This is a genomic window from Micromonospora sp. NPDC002389 (assembly GCF_040296095.1).
In the GTDB taxonomy this organism is placed as follows: domain Bacteria; phylum Actinomycetota; class Actinomycetes; order Mycobacteriales; family Micromonosporaceae; genus Micromonospora.
Genome location: NZ_JBEOWP010000014.1, coordinates 1 through 16,627, shown reverse-complemented (window position 1 = coordinate 16,627; position 16,627 = coordinate 1). Strand labels below are relative to the sequence as shown.

At 73.1% G+C, this 16,627-nt stretch carries 17 protein-coding genes; 11 read left to right on the top strand and 6 right to left on the bottom strand.

Going from position 1 to position 16,627, the window contains the following annotated elements; translation table 11 throughout:
• The 3 genes from ABT008_RS23910 to ABT008_RS23900 all read right to left on the bottom strand — a co-directional run bounded on the left by ABT008_RS23910 (window position 1) and on the right by ABT008_RS23900 (window position 4,172).
• Complete coding sequence (locus tag ABT008_RS23910) at window positions 1-3,258, bottom strand: ATP-binding protein (RefSeq protein WP_502890497.1); 3,258 nt, start codon at window positions 3,256-3,258, stop codon at window positions 1-3.
• 220 nt (window positions 3,259-3,478) lie between these two features.
• Entirely contained in the window at window positions 3,479-3,841 is a 363-nt protein-coding gene (locus ABT008_RS23905) for a hypothetical protein (protein WP_093409867.1), read from the bottom strand.
• A gap of 13 nt (window positions 3,842-3,854) precedes the next feature.
• Window positions 3,855-4,172 carry a hypothetical protein gene (locus ABT008_RS23900; RefSeq protein ID WP_131054228.1) on the bottom strand — a complete coding sequence of 106 codons (318 nt, stop codon included), beginning with the start codon at window positions 4,170-4,172 and terminating at the stop codon, window positions 3,855-3,857.
• A gap of 345 nt (window positions 4,173-4,517) precedes the next feature.
• On the opposite strand from ABT008_RS23900, the gene folP reads away from it, so the two are divergent.
• The 7 genes from folP (at window position 4,518) to ABT008_RS23865 (ending at window position 9,196) form a co-directional block, all read left to right on the top strand.
• Window positions 4,518-5,411 (top strand): dihydropteroate synthase, encoded by an 894-nt coding sequence (gene folP, locus ABT008_RS23895; RefSeq protein ID WP_350698598.1) that lies wholly within the window; start codon window positions 4,518-4,520, stop codon window positions 5,409-5,411.
• The gene (gene folB / locus ABT008_RS23890; RefSeq protein WP_350698597.1) at window positions 5,408-5,773 is read left to right on the top strand and encodes a dihydroneopterin aldolase; all 366 of its coding nucleotides are present in this window, start codon (window positions 5,408-5,410) and stop codon (window positions 5,771-5,773) included. The genes folP and folB overlap by 4 nt, the downstream gene beginning before the upstream one ends.
• Window positions 5,770-6,297, top strand: a complete 528-nt coding sequence (gene folK, locus ABT008_RS23885) for a 2-amino-4-hydroxy-6-hydroxymethyldihydropteridine diphosphokinase (protein ID WP_350698595.1) — start codon at window positions 5,770-5,772, stop codon at window positions 6,295-6,297. Before folB ends, folK begins: the two co-directional genes overlap by 4 nt.
• A 136-nt stretch (window positions 6,298-6,433) precedes the next feature.
• Window positions 6,434-6,919: a DUF3180 domain-containing protein gene (locus ABT008_RS23880; RefSeq protein ID WP_465795023.1), complete on the top strand. Its 486-nt coding sequence runs from the start codon at window positions 6,434-6,436 to the stop codon at window positions 6,917-6,919.
• Between the two features lie 110 nt (window positions 6,920-7,029).
• Entirely contained in the window at window positions 7,030-8,241 is a 1,212-nt protein-coding gene (locus ABT008_RS23875) for an ABC transporter permease (RefSeq protein ID WP_350698592.1), read from the top strand.
• Between the two features lie 63 nt (window positions 8,242-8,304).
• Entirely contained in the window at window positions 8,305-8,610 is a 306-nt protein-coding gene (locus ABT008_RS23870; protein WP_117227372.1) for a hypothetical protein, read from the top strand.
• A gap of 94 nt (window positions 8,611-8,704) precedes the next feature.
• The gene (locus tag ABT008_RS23865; protein ID WP_117227373.1) at window positions 8,705-9,196 is read left to right on the top strand and encodes a hypothetical protein; all 492 of its coding nucleotides are present in this window, start codon (window positions 8,705-8,707) and stop codon (window positions 9,194-9,196) included.
• 76 nt (window positions 9,197-9,272) lie between these two features.
• Here ABT008_RS23865 and ABT008_RS23860 read toward each other — a convergent pair whose 3' ends face one another.
• Window positions 9,273-10,268, bottom strand: a complete 996-nt coding sequence (locus tag ABT008_RS23860; protein ID WP_350698590.1) for an ABC transporter ATP-binding protein — start codon at window positions 10,266-10,268, stop codon at window positions 9,273-9,275.
• Window positions 10,269-10,270: 2 nt separating this feature from the next.
• On the opposite strand from ABT008_RS23860, the gene ABT008_RS23855 reads away from it, so the two are divergent.
• The 4 genes from ABT008_RS23855 (at window position 10,271) to ABT008_RS23840 (ending at window position 14,772) form a co-directional block, all read left to right on the top strand.
• On the top strand, window positions 10,271-10,957 hold the full coding sequence (locus ABT008_RS23855) for an ABC transporter permease (RefSeq protein WP_350698588.1): 687 nt from the start codon (window positions 10,271-10,273) through the stop codon (window positions 10,955-10,957).
• 43 nt (window positions 10,958-11,000) lie between these two features.
• Window positions 11,001-11,723, top strand: a complete 723-nt coding sequence (locus ABT008_RS23850) for an ABC transporter permease (protein WP_350698586.1) — start codon at window positions 11,001-11,003, stop codon at window positions 11,721-11,723.
• A 199-nt stretch (window positions 11,724-11,922) separates the two neighbouring features.
• Window positions 11,923-12,921 (top strand): glycine betaine ABC transporter substrate-binding protein, encoded by a 999-nt coding sequence (locus tag ABT008_RS23845; RefSeq protein WP_350698584.1) that lies wholly within the window; start codon window positions 11,923-11,925, stop codon window positions 12,919-12,921.
• Window positions 12,922-13,074: 153 nt separating this feature from the next.
• Window positions 13,075-14,772 (top strand): hypothetical protein, encoded by a 1,698-nt coding sequence (locus ABT008_RS23840; protein ID WP_350698582.1) that lies wholly within the window; start codon window positions 13,075-13,077, stop codon window positions 14,770-14,772.
• Between the two features lie 12 nt (window positions 14,773-14,784).
• Here the strand turns inward: ABT008_RS23840 and ABT008_RS23835 are convergent, their stop codons facing one another.
• Together ABT008_RS23835 and ABT008_RS23830 are read right to left on the bottom strand one after the other, a co-directional pair.
• Window positions 14,785-15,966 carry an NADH-quinone oxidoreductase subunit D gene (locus ABT008_RS23835; RefSeq protein ID WP_350698581.1) on the bottom strand — a complete coding sequence of 394 codons (1,182 nt, stop codon included), beginning with the start codon at window positions 15,964-15,966 and terminating at the stop codon, window positions 14,785-14,787.
• A 13-nt stretch (window positions 15,967-15,979) separates the two neighbouring features.
• The coding region (locus tag ABT008_RS23830; protein ID WP_350698580.1) for an SAM-dependent methyltransferase at window positions 15,980-16,627 on the bottom strand (648 nt) is incomplete at its 5' end.

The following is a 16,627-nucleotide window of genomic DNA, read 5'->3' as shown; positions in this document are numbered from 1 at the left end:
TCACGCCTCCATGTCGGGCAGGACGGTCGGCAGCACCCCTGCGGCGGCGGCGATGGCGGCGGGGGTGGTGTCGAGGTGACTCAGTAGTCCGTCCACGTAGGAGACGTCGACTCGGACCTTCTGCACCCGGCCGTCCACGTCGCGCATGACGAACTCACGGAAGCCGAGTCGGTGGGCGGAGGTCGCGTCGGCGGTGGAGAGCGAGGCGAGGGTGGCCTCGTACCCGTCGTCCACCGGCACGCGCAGCAGCCGCAGCGCCTCGGAGGCGATCTCGGCGTCCTCGGCGATCCGGCCGACGAAGACGGTGGAGACGAGGTTCTGCACGTCGAGGCCGAGGATGTCCCGCGGGTTCTGGGAGGCGACCAGCGCGGCGAGGTTCCACTTCCGGGAGTCACGGGCGAGCCGGACCAGGAACGATCGACCGGAGCGCCACCCCTCCATGAAGTGTGCCTCGTCCAGGCCCACCAGTTTGCGGGACGACATCGAGCCGCCGTAGCAGCGGCGTACCGCCAGGCGATGCGCGGTGTGCAGCATCGGCAGGGCCAACGCCTCCTCGGCCGACCAGTACTCGCGTTCGATCTTGAGGTCGGGCAGCCGCAGGCCGGCCATGGTGATCACGGTGAGTGCCGCGTCCGGCCCGAGTAGCCCCTCCGGCGGCCGACCGAAGAAGAGCATGGCCAGCGGCATCTCGGCGGTGTCCAGCAGCAGGTTGGCCAGTTCCCGACCGGCGTCGTCGTCGAGCTGCCCGAGGCAGGTGACCACGTCGTCCAGCGTGGAGGTCTCCTCGGCGGGCACCTGGCGTACGGCGTGCCGGAACAGGGTGGCGGTGGACGCCTCGCGGGCCACCTGCGGCGGCACCAGCATCATGCAGATGTCCTGCACCAGCATCCGCCGCTCCGCACGGGCGTTGGAGACGGCGATCTCGAACTCGCGGTCACCGGCCGCGCCGCTGCTGAACTCGCTGCGCAGCGGCGTCGGGATCAGCGAGTACGGCGCGAGGGTGCCGTGCTCGGAGCCGGTCAGGTTGAGCACCCGAGAGTACGGGCGCAGCTCCGGCATCGCGCAGAGCCGGGCCAGCGGGCCGGACGGGTCGAGCAGCGTCACCTGCACACCACGTCGTGCGGCGAGGTAGCCCAGGGCGCCGAGCAGGGTCGACTTGCCACCGCCCGGCTCGGCCACGAAGACCGCCAACCCGGAGCGTTCGCGGACCTCCATCGGGAAGTGCAGGTCGAGGAAGACCGGTCGGCGGCAGGTGCCCGCGGTCCGCCCGATCAGGTCGCCCCGGCGGTCGCCGACCGTCGATGCGGCCTGGGGCAGCGCCGCCGCCAGCAGGGGGACCGGCATCCGCCGGACGTATCCGGTGTTGGCGATCGGCTCCCCGGGGATGAACTCGCGGGCCAGCCAGTCCTGGCTCTTCGGGTGCTGGAGGGAGACGCGCAGCTCGCGCGAGTAGAGCTGGATCAGCCGCCGGGCCCGCTCCAGGCACTCCTCACGGGTACGCCCACCCACCGCGATGCGGTGCCAGCCGTGCGCCCGGGCGGAGTCGACCGGCAGCCCGGTGGTCATCTCGTCGCCGATCACCAGGGCACGCTTGGCCAGGCGTTCCAGCTCGGGTGGTGCGTCGATGCCGTGCTCGGCGTAGTCGAGCTGCTGTGACCGGATCATCCGGAGCCGGTGCTCCAGGTTCCGGAAGGAGTCGCCGGAACCGAGGATGTCGACCCGGGTGGAGAGCTCCATCGGCCACGGCAGCCGCTCGTGGAAGTGCAGCCAGGGCTCGTGCCGCTCGGGGATCTCCAGCGGCTCCATCCGGCCGACGGCGAGCACCGCCACGTGCCGTTCCTCGCCGGTCATCCGGTTGACCAGCTTGACCGTCGAACCGTACGGGGTGCGGTAACGCTCGACCTGCTCGGTGAGGGCCAGCAGGTCGCCGCGTTCCCAGCGCCCGTCGGTGATGGGCGAGAGCGCACCGGGCGGTGCCATGCAGAGCGCCACCGAGCGGTACAGCAGCCATTCCAGCTCCTGCGAGGTGACCCGGCGGCCCCGCATGCCGAACGCGCCCAGGACCTCGTCGAACTGTTCGACGGTGCGTCCGAGCTTGCGGCGTTCGCCTTCGGCCACGCCTCGGCCGAAGGTGCGCAGCACCCGTTCGGTGAGCGAGTCGCCGAGCGAGCGACGCGCGAAGGTGACGCCGAGGTAGGTCTGCCCCTCGGCGTGGTTGACCGAGAGCAGGTGCCGTTGCGCCGCGACCAGGTGGTCGGCCCAGCTGGGGGTGTCGGGGACGTCCGGCAGCGGGGCGGCGGTGTTGGCATCGATCGTGCGCGCCCACTCGTCGGCCGGGAAGGGCCGGGTGGTGCGCCGCAGGTGCAACCGGAATCCGGCCAGGCCGGCGTACTGCTCGGAGATGGCCGAGAGTAGCGCCTCCCGCTCCGCGTCGGGCCGGAACGCCCAGCGCACCTCCGGCAGCCAGTACCAGGCGGTGACGGTGTTGGGCGTGAAGGTCAGGTGACCGGCGATCTCGGTGATGGCGAGTTCGACCGACGGGTCTCGGTCGCCGAACTTGATCTTCGGTGGGCGGACGCGGGCCGGCTTCACCGGACGGTCACGCCGCTCCACCGAGCGTTGCCGGGGCGCGGCGGTCGTCCGGGCGGCGGGTGCCGGCGTCCGCCGCGACGGCGGGACGGTCTCGGCCGGTGGGGCCTCGTCGGCTGGCTGGCGTTCGTCGCGGGTCGGCCGTGGCTCGCGCTGCGGACGGTCGTCGCGGGCCGGGTGCTCGTTGACGCCGGGGCGCGCGGACCGTTCGGCCCGGGTCGGCTGGTCGTCGACGGGCGGGCGGGCGTTCGGAAGCCGGTCGGGAGCCGGTGCCGGCGTCCGGGCGGGCGGCGGCGGAACGGCGGGCGCGGTGACCACGGGAGGTTCGACAGCCGGTCGCGCGACGACCGGGGTCGGGCCGGTGGCCTGCGCGGGCAGGTGTGGTGCGGCCGGACGCTGCGTCACCGGCGCCGGGGGGACGACCGGTGGCGGCGGTGGCGGCACCTGCTGCGGCACGCTCCGCCCGGGCAGGGCACGCTGGGCGGAACCCGGTCGGGCGTAGGTGCCGCCGAACAGGTCCAGGAAGGGCGAGTCGATGTCGGCGCCGTCGCGGGGGGCCGGGGGCGGTGGTGCGGGTTCGGCCGACACCGAGCGGCGCTGCGGCGGGCGAGGGGCCTGGAAGACGCCCACGCCGCCGTGGCCGGGGGTGGTGGCGAGCGCCGGATCCAGCTCGGCCTCGTCGAGCTCACCGCTCTGCGGGTAGTCGAATGATCGCGCACGGTTACCGTGCGGTGCGGCCGGACGCCCGGCCGGGGATCCCGGCGTGGAGGAGGGGCTCATGCGACCGCCCTGCCCGCGTCCGTGGTGGCCGTGGGGAAGCCGTGTGTCGCCTCGGCGGCGCCGGGACGGCCCGGCAACCTGTGGGACGGCCGGTACGGCGTGCAGCCGGTCATGCGAGTTCCTCCCGGATCCTGATCCTGCTGCCGACCAGGCGCGGATCGCGCTGTTCGGCGGCCGGCTCCCGGGTGCGTCGCCAGTCGGTCAGCGCGGTACGGATCACCATGCGCGCCGGCCGGTCCGGGTCGACGTACCGGAAGACGAACGAGGTGGTCACGATGGCGAGGGCGATCTCCCAGGCGGGGAAGAGCTCGACCTGCAACGTGAACAACCAGTGGATGAACATGTAGAGGGGAACGAGCAGCATGAACAGCCCGTACTGGGCGTACGGCAGGTGGACCGGAAGGGTGTAGCCGGGCGGCCCGAGATAGACCAGGCGGGCCCGGTAGATGTCGTCGTCGGTGCGCAGCCGCATGTCGAGCCCGCGCCTATTCGAAGATCAGGTTGATCAGGAAGTCGCCGATGAAGAAGAGGGTGGCGGCTCCGGCGATGAAGGCCAACCCGACGATCGCGATGGCGGAGCTTGTCAGCACCTTGGAGATCTCGCCCCGGCTGGCGCGGCCGATGAAGATGACGCCGAGGACGGCGAGCAGGATCGGCGCGATCTTGCTGGCGAAGAAGGTGACGACGCCTTCGGTGTTGATCCCGGTCGGCTCGTCGGCGGCGAGCGGGATCGACGACGCCACAGTGGAGAGCAGGTGGGCGGCGTTGCTGGACGCCGCTTCCATCAGCTCGATGGCGATCACTGGAACCTCCCCAAGTCGCGGCCGGCGGTGCCGCGGTGGTGCAGTAGGCAAGCCTTGCGGGATCGGTGCTCGGTCGGTACAGCGACTGAGACCCTGCGTGTGTCACTCGCCACGGAAAGTGGCGATTTTTGGGCGAATTACCCCGCTTCGGCCCTCCCCTCCACGCCTCGCCATCTCGATGCTGGGCAATTCCACAGCGTACGGGCCGCCCCCCTTTGCGACAAGCCGCGAAGAGTCTGCCCGAAGCTGCCCGGACGACCGATAGTACACACGTTCTAATCGCCATGTCAGCGCCCGGATCGCGGGCCTGCTCAGGGCGGTGGGACGGACCGGTACCGTCTAGTCGTGACCGATCTGGTACGGGCCCCGGCCCCGGTGGTGATGGGCGTTCTGAACGTCACGCCCGACTCGTTCTCCGACGGCGGACGCTACGCCGACGTCGCCGCGGCCGTCGCACACGGCGTCCGGCTGCGCGCCGAGGGAGCGGCGTTGGTGGATGTCGGTGGAGAGTCGACGCGGCCCGGCGCCGACCGGGTGGACGCCGAGACCGAGAGCGCCCGGGTGCTGCCGGTGGTCCGGGAGCTGACGGCGGCGGGCGTACCGGTCAGCATCGACACCACCCGGGCCCGGGTCGCCGAGGCCGCGCTGGCGGCCGGGGCGGTGGTGGTCAACGACGTCTCCGGCGGCCTGGCCGATCCGGACATGGCCCGCGTCGTCCGGGACGCAGACTGCCCGTGGGTGCTGATGCACTGGCGTGGCCACTCCCGGCGGATGAGCGAGCTGGCCAGCTACCACGACGTGGTCGCCGATGTCCGCGCCGAACTGGGGGAGCGGGTGGCGGCGGCGCTCGCCGCCGGGGTGTCCGAGAACCGACTGATCATCGACCCGGGCCTGGGCTTCGCCAAGACGGCGGCGCACAACTGGCAGCTCAGCGCCCGGCTGCCGGAACTGCTCGACCTCGGCTACCCGCTGCTGTTCGCCGCGAGCCGCAAGTCCTACCTCGGCCTGCTGCTGGCCGGCCCCGACGGCACCCCGCGACCCACCGACGGACGGGCGGCGGCCACCGTCGCCACCAGCCTGCTCGCGGTCGCCGCCGGCGCCTGGGGGGTACGCGTGCACGACGTGCGCGCCACCGTGGACGCGCTCGCGGTCTGGCAGGCCACCGGCGCTCCCCGGCTCGGCGGCGTGCCGGAGAGCCGACCGCCTGTCGGAGCGGCCGACCGGGAGGTACGGCGATGACCGACCGGATCGAGCTGACCGGCCTGCGGGCCCACGGCCGGCACGGCGTGTACGACTTCGAGCGCGCCCGGGGACAGGAGTTCGTCGTCGACGTCGTCCTGGAGCTGGACCTCGGCCCCGCCGCGCGCTCCGACGACGTGGCCGACACGGTGCACTACGGCGAACTGGCCGACGGTCTGGTCGCGGTGATCACCGGCGAGCCGGTCAACCTGATCGAGACGCTGGCCGACCGCCTGATCGAGGTCTGCCTGACCGATCCACGGGTGTCCGCCGCGACGGTGACCGTGCACAAGCCCGAGGCGCCGGTGCCGCACGCGTTCGGTGACGTGGCCGTGACGATGCGCCGGACGCGTACCCGATGACGCGGGCGGTGCTCTCCCTGGGCAGCAACCTGGGTGACCGCCTCGACCACCTGGGTACCGCCGTGGCCACGCTGGGCGAGAGCGTGCTGATGGTCTCCGGGGTGTACGAGACGCCGCCCTGGGGCGACATCGCGCAGCCGGCGTACCTGAACGCGGTGGTGCTGGTCGGTGACCCGGACGCCGGCCCGTACGACTGGTTGGCGCGGGCCCGGGCCGCCGAGCAGGCCGCCGGGCGGGTCCGCGACCCACAGCGGCGGTTCGGTCCGCGCACGCTCGACGTCGACGTGATCGCGGTCTGGGGCGACGACGGTGAACCGGTGCTCAGCGACGATCCCGAGCTGACCCTGCCGCATCCCCGGGCGCACCTGCGCGCCTTCGTGCTACGGCCGTGGATCGACATCCAGCCCTACGGCCGGTTGCCCGGACACGGCTGGCTGACCGATCTGCTCACCGCCGGGCCGCTCGCCGCCGAGGTCGCGGAACTGAGCCCACGACCGGATCTGACGTTAGAGTCGACGCCATGAGCGAGCGCAGCGGAGTCGACACGGGCGAGCACGGCGGGTCGGCCGTACGGCGCGGCGCCGCGGTGGCCCTGACCGGCACGCGGCGTGACGGAGGACCGGCATGACGCGGTCCACGCCCCCCGACGACGAGTCGCGGATGGGTCCCACGCGCATCTCGACCCTGGTGGTCGCCGCCCTGGCCGCCGCCGCCGTGACCTGGCTGCTGATCAGCAGCTTCTACTACAGCGGGCTGCCGCCACTGCCCTGGCTGCCGGTGGTGACCCTGGCCGGGTTGGCCGTGCTGGAGGCGTACGCGGCGGTCAACACCCGTGGTCGCATCGACCGTCGGCCCGGCCGCGACCCGGTCAACCCGTTGATGGTCGCCCGCTTCGTCGTGCTGGCCAAGGCGTCCGCCCTGGTCGGGGCCATCTTCGCCGGGGCGTACGCCGGGCTGGTCGGTTGGTTGCTGGTGCAGAGCACCCGGGCGGCCGGCGCGGATCGGCCGGCGGCGATCGCCGGGCTGGTGGCCTCGGTCGCGCTGGTGGCGGCCGCGCTCTGGCTGGAGCGCTCCTGCCGGGTCCCGGAGCGGCCGGAGGACGAGCAGGAGCCGGACGACTGGGAGAGCCGCCCGCCTCGACGCTGAACGCGGGGTTACGCCCGGCTCCGCCGCGCGGGTACGGTGCCTGCGACCAGAAGTGACGGTCACCGCCGGTGCGTCGATGGGTTCCCGGCGGCTGCTGGGAGGCAACGATCATGGCGTACGACGACGCGGGCCGGAGTCAACTCCCGGAACCGACCTCCGCCGCCCCCGTCGCGGTGGCGGAGCCCGGTCCCGACGACCCGCAGTGCGAGACCGGCCCGGACCGCTTCGGTGTGCACATCGTCTGGGAGACGCTCCTGCTGTTCGGCTTCGCCGCGCTGGTCTACCTGGTCTGGCGGGAGGACCCGGCGGTCCTGCGGGGCAGTGGGCTGCGCGTACTCATCGTCGAGGTGGTCGCTCTCGGCCTGCTGGCGCTGGCCGCCGGGCTGAGCCTGCGTACGGCTGCGGTGAACCTGGCGATCGGTCCGGTGGCGGTCGCGGCCGGGCTGCACTTCGCCGAACAGTCGGACCGGGGCCTGGTCGAGGCCGTCGGGCTGGCCGGTGGTGTGGCCGCCCTCGGTGGACTGCTGCTGGGGCTGCTCGTCGTGGTGCTGCACGTGCCCGGCTGGGCGGCCAGCCTGGCGGGTGCGGCCGGCGTGATCGTCTACATCGAGCAGCGCTCCGCGCCGGTGCTGGTGCAGGGGGACTTCGACCCGCGCGGCGTCGCCGGCCAGCTCTTCGTCGGCTTCGCCGCGATCGCCGTGTTCGGCGCGTTGTTCGGGGCGCTGGGACCGATCCGTCGGCTGGTCGGCCGGTTCCGTCCGGTCGCCGACCCGGCCCGGCGGCGGGGGACGGCCGCGGCGGTCGTCACCACCCTGGGGTACGTCGTCTCCACCGTCCTGGCGATGCTCGCCGGTGCACTCGTCGCCTCCGCCGAGGGCGCGGTGACCCCGGCGACCGGGCTGGACTGGACGGTGCTGGCGGTGGGCGCGGCCGTGCTCGCCGGCACCAGCGCCTTCGGGCTGCGCGGCGGGGTGTTCGGCACGCTGCTGACGGCCGGCGCGATCGGCCTGTTCCTCGCGTACGCGCAGACCCGTGGCTGGACGGTCAGCCGGTGGGCGGTCGGTGGGGTGGTGCTGGCCACCGGTCTGGTGGTCACCCGGCTGGTCGAGGCGTACGGGCGTCCGGCGCCGCTGTTCCGGGTCGCGCCGCCGCCCCCGCCGCCGGACGCCACCAACGGCGGCGGGTGGACGTTGCCACGGCCGGAGCCGGTCGGTGACTGGCCGCCGATGCCTCCGGCAGAGCCGCCGACGAGCACCACCGACCCGTGGGGGCCCCGCCGGTGGGAGACCGGCCCGCGCCCGTGGGACGCCGAGGATCGCTGACGGGCGGTGGTTCCCGCGTGCCGTCGACGCGCCGAATGTGATCTCGGCGGTTAGGCTCGGCTCATGACCGACACATCATCGATCTCCGGCGGCCGGTCGTTCGAGGAGCTGGACGCCCTCTCCACGGAGGAGCTGCGCGAGCAGGCGTTCGCGCTCGCCCGGGAGAACCGGGACGTCAAGTTCTTCTGGTCGGTGCTGCGGCGTCTGCCGAATGCGGACGAGGCCGCCGCCCTGGACGGTGCGCCGAACTCGGTGGGGCCGACGATCGACGAGGCCGTCGCGTTGTGGCGGGAGATGACCGGCCACGGCTACGAGGAGTCGGCTCCGCTGCTGCGTGCCGCCTTCATCGACTACCTGATGAAGCACTGACCGAGCGGGTCGGAGCCCGCCGCGGAACAGGGCGTACCACCATAAAGCGCGCCTCGCGTTTGCCCGTGTCGATGTGCTGGGAACTAGCGGGGCCATGGCTCTCACCAATCGATACAAGTCCGCACCGGGCGCCGGCACGCTCGCCGCGCTCATCCTGGTCCTGGTCTTCGGCAGCCCCTGGTACGCCGACTGGGCACGGGACAACACCGACCCGGACAGCGCCGGCGGCTGGTTCCTGAGACTTCTCGCCTGGCCGGCCTGGCGGTTCGACTCCTCCGACTCGATCCAGGAGATCTTCGCCGCTGATCTCAAGGCGATTCTCGTGGTCGTGATGACCTTCGTATTCCTGTACCTCCTGCCGGGCTCGCAGTTGGCCCGGGCCCGGGGCACGCTCAGTCAGTTCTTCGCCGGCTGGGCGGCGTACGTCTTCGCGGGGGCCTTCGCGGCCCTGCTCACCGCGCTGATCCGCACCAACCCGTCGCTGCTCGGCGCCTTCCAGGCCGCCGGTGACGGTGCCGAGTACGGCCTGTTCACCGGTTGGATCATCGGCATCGCCACCCTCGGTGGATACCGGGGACGCCGCTGACCTCGTCCGCCGACCGGGGACCGGGCCTGCCGCACCGGCGGGCCCGGCTCGGTGCGGACCCGAGGTGCGGCGCGGCTCAGCCGGTCGGTTCGGCCAGCGTGAGCACGCGTTCCCGGCTGAGCACTCCGACCGGGCGACCCTCCTCGGTGACGATGGCCCGGCCCTGCGCCGAGGTGAGCAGCACCGCCAACGCGTCGTACGCCGAACGGCCCAGCGGCACCGAGGGCAGTTCCGCCGTGCCGTCGGCGGGCAGCGGTTCGAGCACCTCGCGGGTCAGCGGGGTGACCGCCAGCCGCCGGATGCCCCGGTCGGCGCCGACGAACTCGCGGACGAACGGGGTGGCGGGGCTGCCGAGCAGGGCCGCCGGGGTGTCGTACTGCTCCAGGTGGCCGCCCTCGGAGAGCACCGCGATGCGGTCGCCGAGGCGTACCGCCTCGTCCAGGTCGTGGGTGACCAGGACGATGGTCTTGCGGACCTCGGCCTGGAGCCGCAGGAACTCCTCCTGCAACCGGGTCCGCACGATCGGGTCCACGGCGGAGAACGGCTCGTCCATCAGCAGCACGACCGGGTCGGCCGCCAGCGCTCGGGCCACGCCGACCCGCTGCCGCTGACCGCCGGAGAGTTCGTGCGGGTAGCGCCGGCCGAACTGTGCCGGATCGAGGCCGACCAGTTCCAGCAGTTCGTCGACGCGCCGCCGGGCCCGGTCCCGGGGCCAGCCGAGCAGGCGGGGCACGGTGGCCACGTTGGCGGCCACCGTCTGGTGCGGGAACAGCCCGACGTTCTGGATGACGTACCCGATCTGCCGCCGCAGCTTGACCGGGTCGACCCGGGTCACGTCGGAGTCGCCGAGCACGATCCGTCCGGCGGTCGGCTCGATCAGGCGGTTGACCATCCGCAACACGGTCGACTTACCGCAACCGGAGGGCCCGATCAGCACGACCAGCTCGCCCGCGTCGATGTGCAGACTGAGGTCGCGGACGGCCTCGGTGCCGTCCGGATACCGCTTGCCGATACCGTCGAGAGTGATCGACGCCGCGCGCTGACCGTCGTCGGCGACCGGGGTAACGTCCACGTATGTCCTTCCGCCTGAGCTACCGGGCCGACCCGGGTAACCCGTGGTTCTCCTGGCAGTACGTGCGGGACAACTCTGACACGGTGCTGGCCGCCCTGCGGGACCACACCACGCTGACCCTACGGGCGGTGCTGATCGCGGCGCTGATCGCCATCCCGCTGGCCGTCGTGGCGTACTGGTTCCGGCCGTTGACCGGTCCGATTCTCGCACTCACCGGGGTGCTCTACACCGTCCCGTCCCTGGCGCTGTTCGCGTTCATCGCGCCGTACCTGGGCATCGGGGTGGCGACGGTGCTCAGCGTGGTGGTGCTCTACGCGCTGCTGGTGATCGTCCGGAACGCCGTGGCCGGCCTCAACCAGGTGCCGGACGAGGTGCGCGAGGCGGCCGAGGGCATGGGCTACGGCCGCTGGGGCCGGCTGCTGCGGGTGGAGTTGCCGCTCGCCCTGCCCGGCATCCTCACCGGCCTGCGGCTGGCCACGGTCTCCACCGTCGCGCTGGTCACCGTCGGCGTGGTGATCGGGCGCGGCGGCCTCGGGCAGATCATCTTCGCGGGTTTCCAGAACAACTTCTACAAGGCCCAGATCATGACCGGGACGCTGCTCTGCGTACTGCTGGCGCTGGTGCTCGACCTGTTCCTGGTCGGCGTCGGCCGGCTGCTCACCCCGTGGTTGCGCGGGCGGGTCGGATGAGCGCGGGCGCGATGGCCGGCCGGCGGGCCGGCGGGAGGACGCCATGAATCCCGTGGAGCAGGCGGTGCTCTGGCTCAACGACCCGTTGAACTGGACCAACCCGGGCGGGGTGCTGGACCGGCTCGGCGAGCACGTGAGCATGTCGGCTGCTGCCGTCCTGCTGGGCTGCCTGGTGGCCTGGCCGCTCGGCCTGTGGCTGGGACACACCGGCCGGGGCGGCGGATTGGTGGTGCTGGTCTCCAACGTCACCCTGGCGGTGCCCACGCTGGCGCTGTTGACCATCCTGCCGTTGACCTTCCTCGGCTTCGGCCGCCCGGCCGTGGTGGTCGCCCTGGCGGTGTTCGCGGTGCCGCCGCTGCTGGCCAACGCGTACACCGGGGTGCGGCAGGTGGACGCACAGATCCGCGAGGCGGCCCGGGGGATGGGCATGACCGGCGGGCAGGTGCTGCGCCGCGTCGAGTTGCCGCTCGCGGTGCCCTACCTGGCCGCCGGGTTCCGGACCGCCGCCGTGCAGGTGGTCGCCACGGCGGCCCTGGCGACCTTCGTCAACGGCGGTGGCCTCGGGGAGATCATCCGATTCGGCTTCGGGCTGAGCATCGCGGTCGGCGGTGGCCAGATCCTCGCCGGTGGCCTGCTGGTGGCCGCGCTCGCGGTCAGCGTCGAACTCATCTTCGCGTGGGTCGAGCGGATGGTCACCCCGCGCCCGCTGCGTCGCGTCCGGCGCCGGGCCGCACGACGCGCGGCGGACGCGGTCACCGGCACCTGAGCCGCCCGTTCGCACCGGTCCGGGCGGCTTCGCACGCTGCCGTCGTGGACGGATGGTGACGTTCCGGTGACGAAGTTCTCTCCAGGTTGTCGGTGCCTGCCGCCACGATGTTGGGTGGGACTGCGGGCGGCTGATGCGATCGCCCGTCGGACACGCGGCCGGCCCGAGGGGGTCGCGCCGGGACACGGAAGGCGGGCACATGCGCGCAGGTAGAAGACTGTCCATCGCGTTCGTCGGCGCGATCGCCGCCGCAGGCGTGCTGGCCGGGTGCGGCGAGGCCGGCTCGTCCGGCACCGAGGCGCCGCAGCAGGGGGCCTCGGGGGAGGGCTGCGCACCGGTGGCCGGCGAGCAGCTCATCGCGCTCGAGGACGACAAGTCCCTGCAGAACGCGGACAACATCATCCCGGCGATCAACAGCGAGGTGGCCAACCCGCAGCTCGTCGCGGCGCTGGACAAGGTCTCGTCCGTGCTCGACACCCCCAAGCTGGTGCAGCTCAACAAGGCGGTCGACGTGGACCGCAAGAGCGCCCAGGTGGCCGCGCAGGAGTTCGCCACGGCCAACTCGCTGGCCGACGGGGTCGAGCGGGGACCGGGCGGGCGCATCACGGTGGGCGCCGGCAACTTCACCGAGAGCGAGATCATCGCCGAGCTCTACAAGATCCAGCTGACCGCCGCCGGCTACCAGGTCACCGTTCAGCAGATCGGCAACCGGGAGCTGTACGAGCCGGCGCTGGAGAAGGGCGAGATCCAGGTCGTGCCGGAGTACGCGGCCACCATGGCCGAGTTCCTCAACGGCAAGGCGGGCGGCGGCCAGCCGGTCTCCTCGCCGGACGTGGAGGCCACCGTCACCGCCCTGCGTGGCCTCGGCGAGAAGGCCGGCCTCACCTTCGGTGCTCCGGCCGCCGCGCAGAGCCAGAACGCGTTCGCGGTGACCCAGGAGTTCGCCGACAAGTACGGCGTGCGGACCCTCTCCGAGCTGGCCGAGAAGTGCTCGGGCACGGCCACCGTGCTGGGCGGCCCGCCGGAGTGCCAGGAGCGCCCGTTCTGCAAGCCCGGCCTGGAGGAGAAGTACGGCCTGACGGTGGGTTCCTTCTCGTCGCTGGACGGTGGCGGCCCGCTGACCAAGACCGGTCTGCGTAACGGCACGATCAGCGTCGGCCTGGTCTTCTCGACCGACGCGGCGTACGCGCAGAGCTGACCCGTCGACACCCGGCGCCCTCGGTCGATCCGGCCGGGGGCGCCGCGTCGTCGCTGGTCCCCGCCAAGTACGGCGATATCGGCGCAACGCCGACCGAAAGGTCTTCGGCCGAGCCGTTCCCACCCACCGCAACTCTCGGTAGGGTGGGGACCCATGCCTGCCCCGCTACCCGTCGACGCGCGCAACAAGAAAATGCTCAAAGCGCTCTTCTGGGGCGGTGTGGCCCTGGCCCCCGTCGCGGCGCTGATCCTGCTGGTTGCCGACGGCAACGGCCCGCTCCGCTTCGCCGCGGTGCTGGCCATCATGGCCGTGGTGCTCATCGGCCTCTCCATCGCGCTGCGGACCGAGGGGGACGGCTCGGCGCGGAGCGAGGAGCTGCGCGCGGACCTCGACGAACTCCGGCGTGAACTACGGGGCGAGATCGTGGCCGCCGCCCAGCGTGGCAACCAGGCGCTCGACGAGGCGCAGCGAGCCCAGGAGGCACTGGCCGGGCTGCGGCGTCGGCTGGAGGCCAGCGCCGCTCAGTTGGCCGGTACCGACGAGGCGCCCGGCCCCGGACGGGCTCGCGTGCCGGCGCCCGCTGCGGAGGCACCGCCCCGGTACACCGAGCGACCCGCCGGACCGGCCGGCACGTACGGCGCGGCCCAGGTCGCGGAGCCCGCCGCTGCGGGGGTGTACGGCGCGGCGGCGTCCGCCGAACCCGACGCCGCAGCGACCGGTGGATACCACGACGAACGCCCGGCGTCGCGCGGCGGCGACGAGCGGCCGTCCGGGTACGGCGCCGAACGCCCGGCCGGTACCGCCGGGGTCTACGGTGCGGCGAACCGCCAGGAGGCGGAGAACCGCTCGGGTGACCATGCGCACCGCCCGCACGGGGTGGTCCGGCACACCGAGACCGTGCACGTCACCACCCGGCACACCGTCGTGGACGGCGGCGTCGGGGAGTCCGGCGGCCGGTACGGCGGCTACGGGACGTCCTGGCCGGAGGAGCGGTCCCGGGGCGGTCACGCCGCCGAGCGGGACGAGCGGTCCTGGTCCGACGCGGACGAGCGCGGCCACCGGGGCGAGAACCGCTCCTGGTCGCCCCCGCCCGGCCGCGAGGAGGAGCGGCCCTGGTCCGGTGCGGGCCGGGCCGACGACCGTTCTCGCTCCGGCCGGGCCCGCGAGGAGGACGCCTCCTGGGCGGAACCGCACCAGGAACGTTCCTGGACCGGCTCGCACGACGACCGCGCCGGACATCGCGACGACCGCGCCGGACATCGCGACGACCGTGCCGGACATCGCGACGACCGTGCCGCCTACCGGGACGAGTACGCCGGATACCGGGACGACCGGGAGACGGGCCGGGACGACCGGGGATGGGACGGTGGCGCCGCGCGGTGGGAGGCGGCTCCCGAGGCCCCGGCCGCGAGCCGGACGGCCCGACCGGACGACACCGGCGAGTACTGGGCGGAGATGCGCGCCGGTGACCGCTGGGCCGCCGTACGCGACGACGACCAGGGCCGGGAACTGCGGGTCGGTGAACGGCGTGCCGAGGTGCACGCCGACCAGAGCGGCACCGAGTACCGGATGCAGGATCGCTGGGCCAGCGTGCGGCAGGACGAGCCTCGGCGTGGCGGTGCCCGCGAGGAGGCGTGGCGGGAAGGCTGGGGCGAGCCGGAGGGCCAGCCGGCGCTACCGCCCGGCGGGGTCCCGGTGCCGCAGGAATGGCGGCCACCCCGCCAGCGTGGTCAGCAGCCCGAACCGGTCCGTGGACGGCCGGAACCGGAGCCGTACGGGCGGCGGCACCAGGCCGAGGAGCCCGGCTACGACCGTCAGGGCTACGAGCCCGACCGGGGCCGCTGGCGCTGACCGGTCACCGGCCTACTTGTCGATGTCGCCGACGACGAAGAACATCGAGCCGAGGATGGCGATCAGGTCCGGCACCAGGCAGCCCGGCAGCAGCGTGGCGAGCGCCTGCACGTTCGCGTACGACGCGGTGCGCAGCTTGAGCCGCCACGGCGTCTTCTCACCCCGCGACACCAGGTAGTAGCCGTTGATGCCGAGTGGGTTCTCCGTCCAGGCGTAGGTGTGGCCCTCGGGCGCCTTGAGCACCTTCGGCAGTCGGGTGTTGATCGGCCCGGTGAGCCGGTCCACCCGGTCCAGGCACTGCTCGGCCAGGTCCAACGAGGCGTACACCTGGTCGAGGAGGACCTCGAAGCGGGCGTGGCAGTCGCCGGTGGTGCGGGTGACCACCGGCACGTCGAGCTGGTCGTAGGCGAGGTACGGCTCGTCGCGGCGTAGGTCCAGGTCCAGCCCGGAGGCCCGGGCGACCGGCCCGGAGGCGCCGAACGCGGCGGCGTCGGCGGCGGAGAGCACCCCCACCCCGACGGTCCGGGCCAGGAAGATGTCGTTGCGCCGGATCAGGTTGTCCAGGTCGGGCATCCGGCGGCGTACCTCGCCGATGGCGGCGCGGGCCCGGCCGGTCCAGCCTGACGGCACCTCCTCCTTGAGGCCGCCGACCCGGTTGAACATGTAGTGGATCCGCCCGCCGGAGACCTCCTCCATCACCGTCTGGAGCGTCTCCCGTTCCCGGAAGGCGTAGAACATCGGCGTGATCGCGCCGATCTCCAGCGGGTACGAGCCGAGGAACATCAGGTGGTTGAGCACCCGGTTCAGCTCGGCCAGGGCCATCCGCAGCCAGGTGGCCCGCTCCGGCACCTCCATGCCCATCAGCCGTTCCACCGCGAGCACCACGCCCAGCTCGTTGGCGAAGGCGGAGAGCCAGTCGTGCCGGTTGGCCAGCACGATGATCTGCCGGTAGTCGCGTACCTCGAACAGCTTCTCCGCGCCCCGGTGCATGTAGCCCACGATGGGCTCGGCGGCGATCACCCGCTCGCCGTCGAGGACGAGCTTGAGCCGCAGCACACCGTGGGTGGAGGGGTGCTGCGGCCCGATGTTGAGCACCATGTCCGTGCCGAGCTGCTCCCCGCCGGTGCCCGCCACCAACCCGGCACCGGTGCCGACGGTCAGCTCGCGCAGGTCGCCCGTGGTCATGCCCGCCATCGTGCCATGAACGTCAGGGCCGCAGTGGCAGCCGGTCCACGGCCAGCCCGACCGGCTGCCAGAGCCACAGATGCCCGCCGAGCCCGGCCGGATCGGTCAACTCGGCCGCCGCCGTCGCCTCGGCCAGCGCCCGCACGTACCCGGCCGGGTCCTGATAGGCCAGGCTCAACGGTGGTCGCCCACCGTCCGCCCCGAGCGCTCGCAGCCCCTCCCGCTGAGTCCGCAGGGAGTACGCACACCGCGCGACCCGCTCACCGGCAGAGGCGACCGAGTCCATGGCGACGTGCGCGGTCACGTCACACGACCCGTCCGGCAGCGGCGGCACCTGTCGCCCACCCCGGTACCCGGTCAACGAACCCGCAAGGGGCCGGCTCGCACGCAAGTGCCCGTAGTCCACCGCCACGGCCAGCCCCCGCTCGACGTGGCCCACCGCCGTCGCCCATGCCTCGTCCCGGGTACGCCCGATCTCGGCCCGCGCGACTTCCGCATCTGGCCCGGTGAGGGTGTGGTCCGTGGGGGTGCGGTCCGTGGGTGTGCGGTCCGTGGGGGTGCGGTCCGTGGGTGTGCGGTCCGTCGGGGTGCGGTCCGTGGGGGTTTCCGGGCAGCCCGACCGGCTCCGGGCGGTCAGGCTTGATCCCTGCGCCGGTCGGGCTGCCCGGAA

Coding starts and splice junctions, on each gene's coding strand:
- ABT008_RS23905 (WP_093409867.1), bottom strand. CDS start 3,841: ATGCGGCTGCGCACCGACGACGACATCTACCGGGCCCGCCTGGTCTAT.
- folB (WP_350698597.1), top strand. CDS start 5,408: ATGACCGACCGGATCGAGCTGACCGGCCTGCGGGCCCACGGCCGGCAC.
- folK (WP_350698595.1), top strand. CDS start 5,770: ATGACGCGGGCGGTGCTCTCCCTGGGCAGCAACCTGGGTGACCGCCTC.
- ABT008_RS23880 (WP_465795023.1), top strand. CDS start 6,434: ATGGGTCCCACGCGCATCTCGACCCTGGTGGTCGCCGCCCTGGCCGCC.
- ABT008_RS23875 (WP_350698592.1), top strand. CDS start 7,030: ATGGCGTACGACGACGCGGGCCGGAGTCAACTCCCGGAACCGACCTCC.
- ABT008_RS23870 (WP_117227372.1), top strand. CDS start 8,305: ATGACCGACACATCATCGATCTCCGGCGGCCGGTCGTTCGAGGAGCTG.
- ABT008_RS23865 (WP_117227373.1), top strand. CDS start 8,705: ATGGCTCTCACCAATCGATACAAGTCCGCACCGGGCGCCGGCACGCTC.
- ABT008_RS23855 (WP_350698588.1), top strand. CDS start 10,271: ATGTCCTTCCGCCTGAGCTACCGGGCCGACCCGGGTAACCCGTGGTTC.
- ABT008_RS23850 (WP_350698586.1), top strand. CDS start 11,001: ATGAATCCCGTGGAGCAGGCGGTGCTCTGGCTCAACGACCCGTTGAAC.
- ABT008_RS23845 (WP_350698584.1), top strand. CDS start 11,923: ATGCGCGCAGGTAGAAGACTGTCCATCGCGTTCGTCGGCGCGATCGCC.
- ABT008_RS23840 (WP_350698582.1), top strand. CDS start 13,075: ATGCCTGCCCCGCTACCCGTCGACGCGCGCAACAAGAAAATGCTCAAA.
- ABT008_RS23835 (WP_350698581.1), bottom strand. CDS start 15,966: ATGGCGGGCATGACCACGGGCGACCTGCGCGAGCTGACCGTCGGCACC.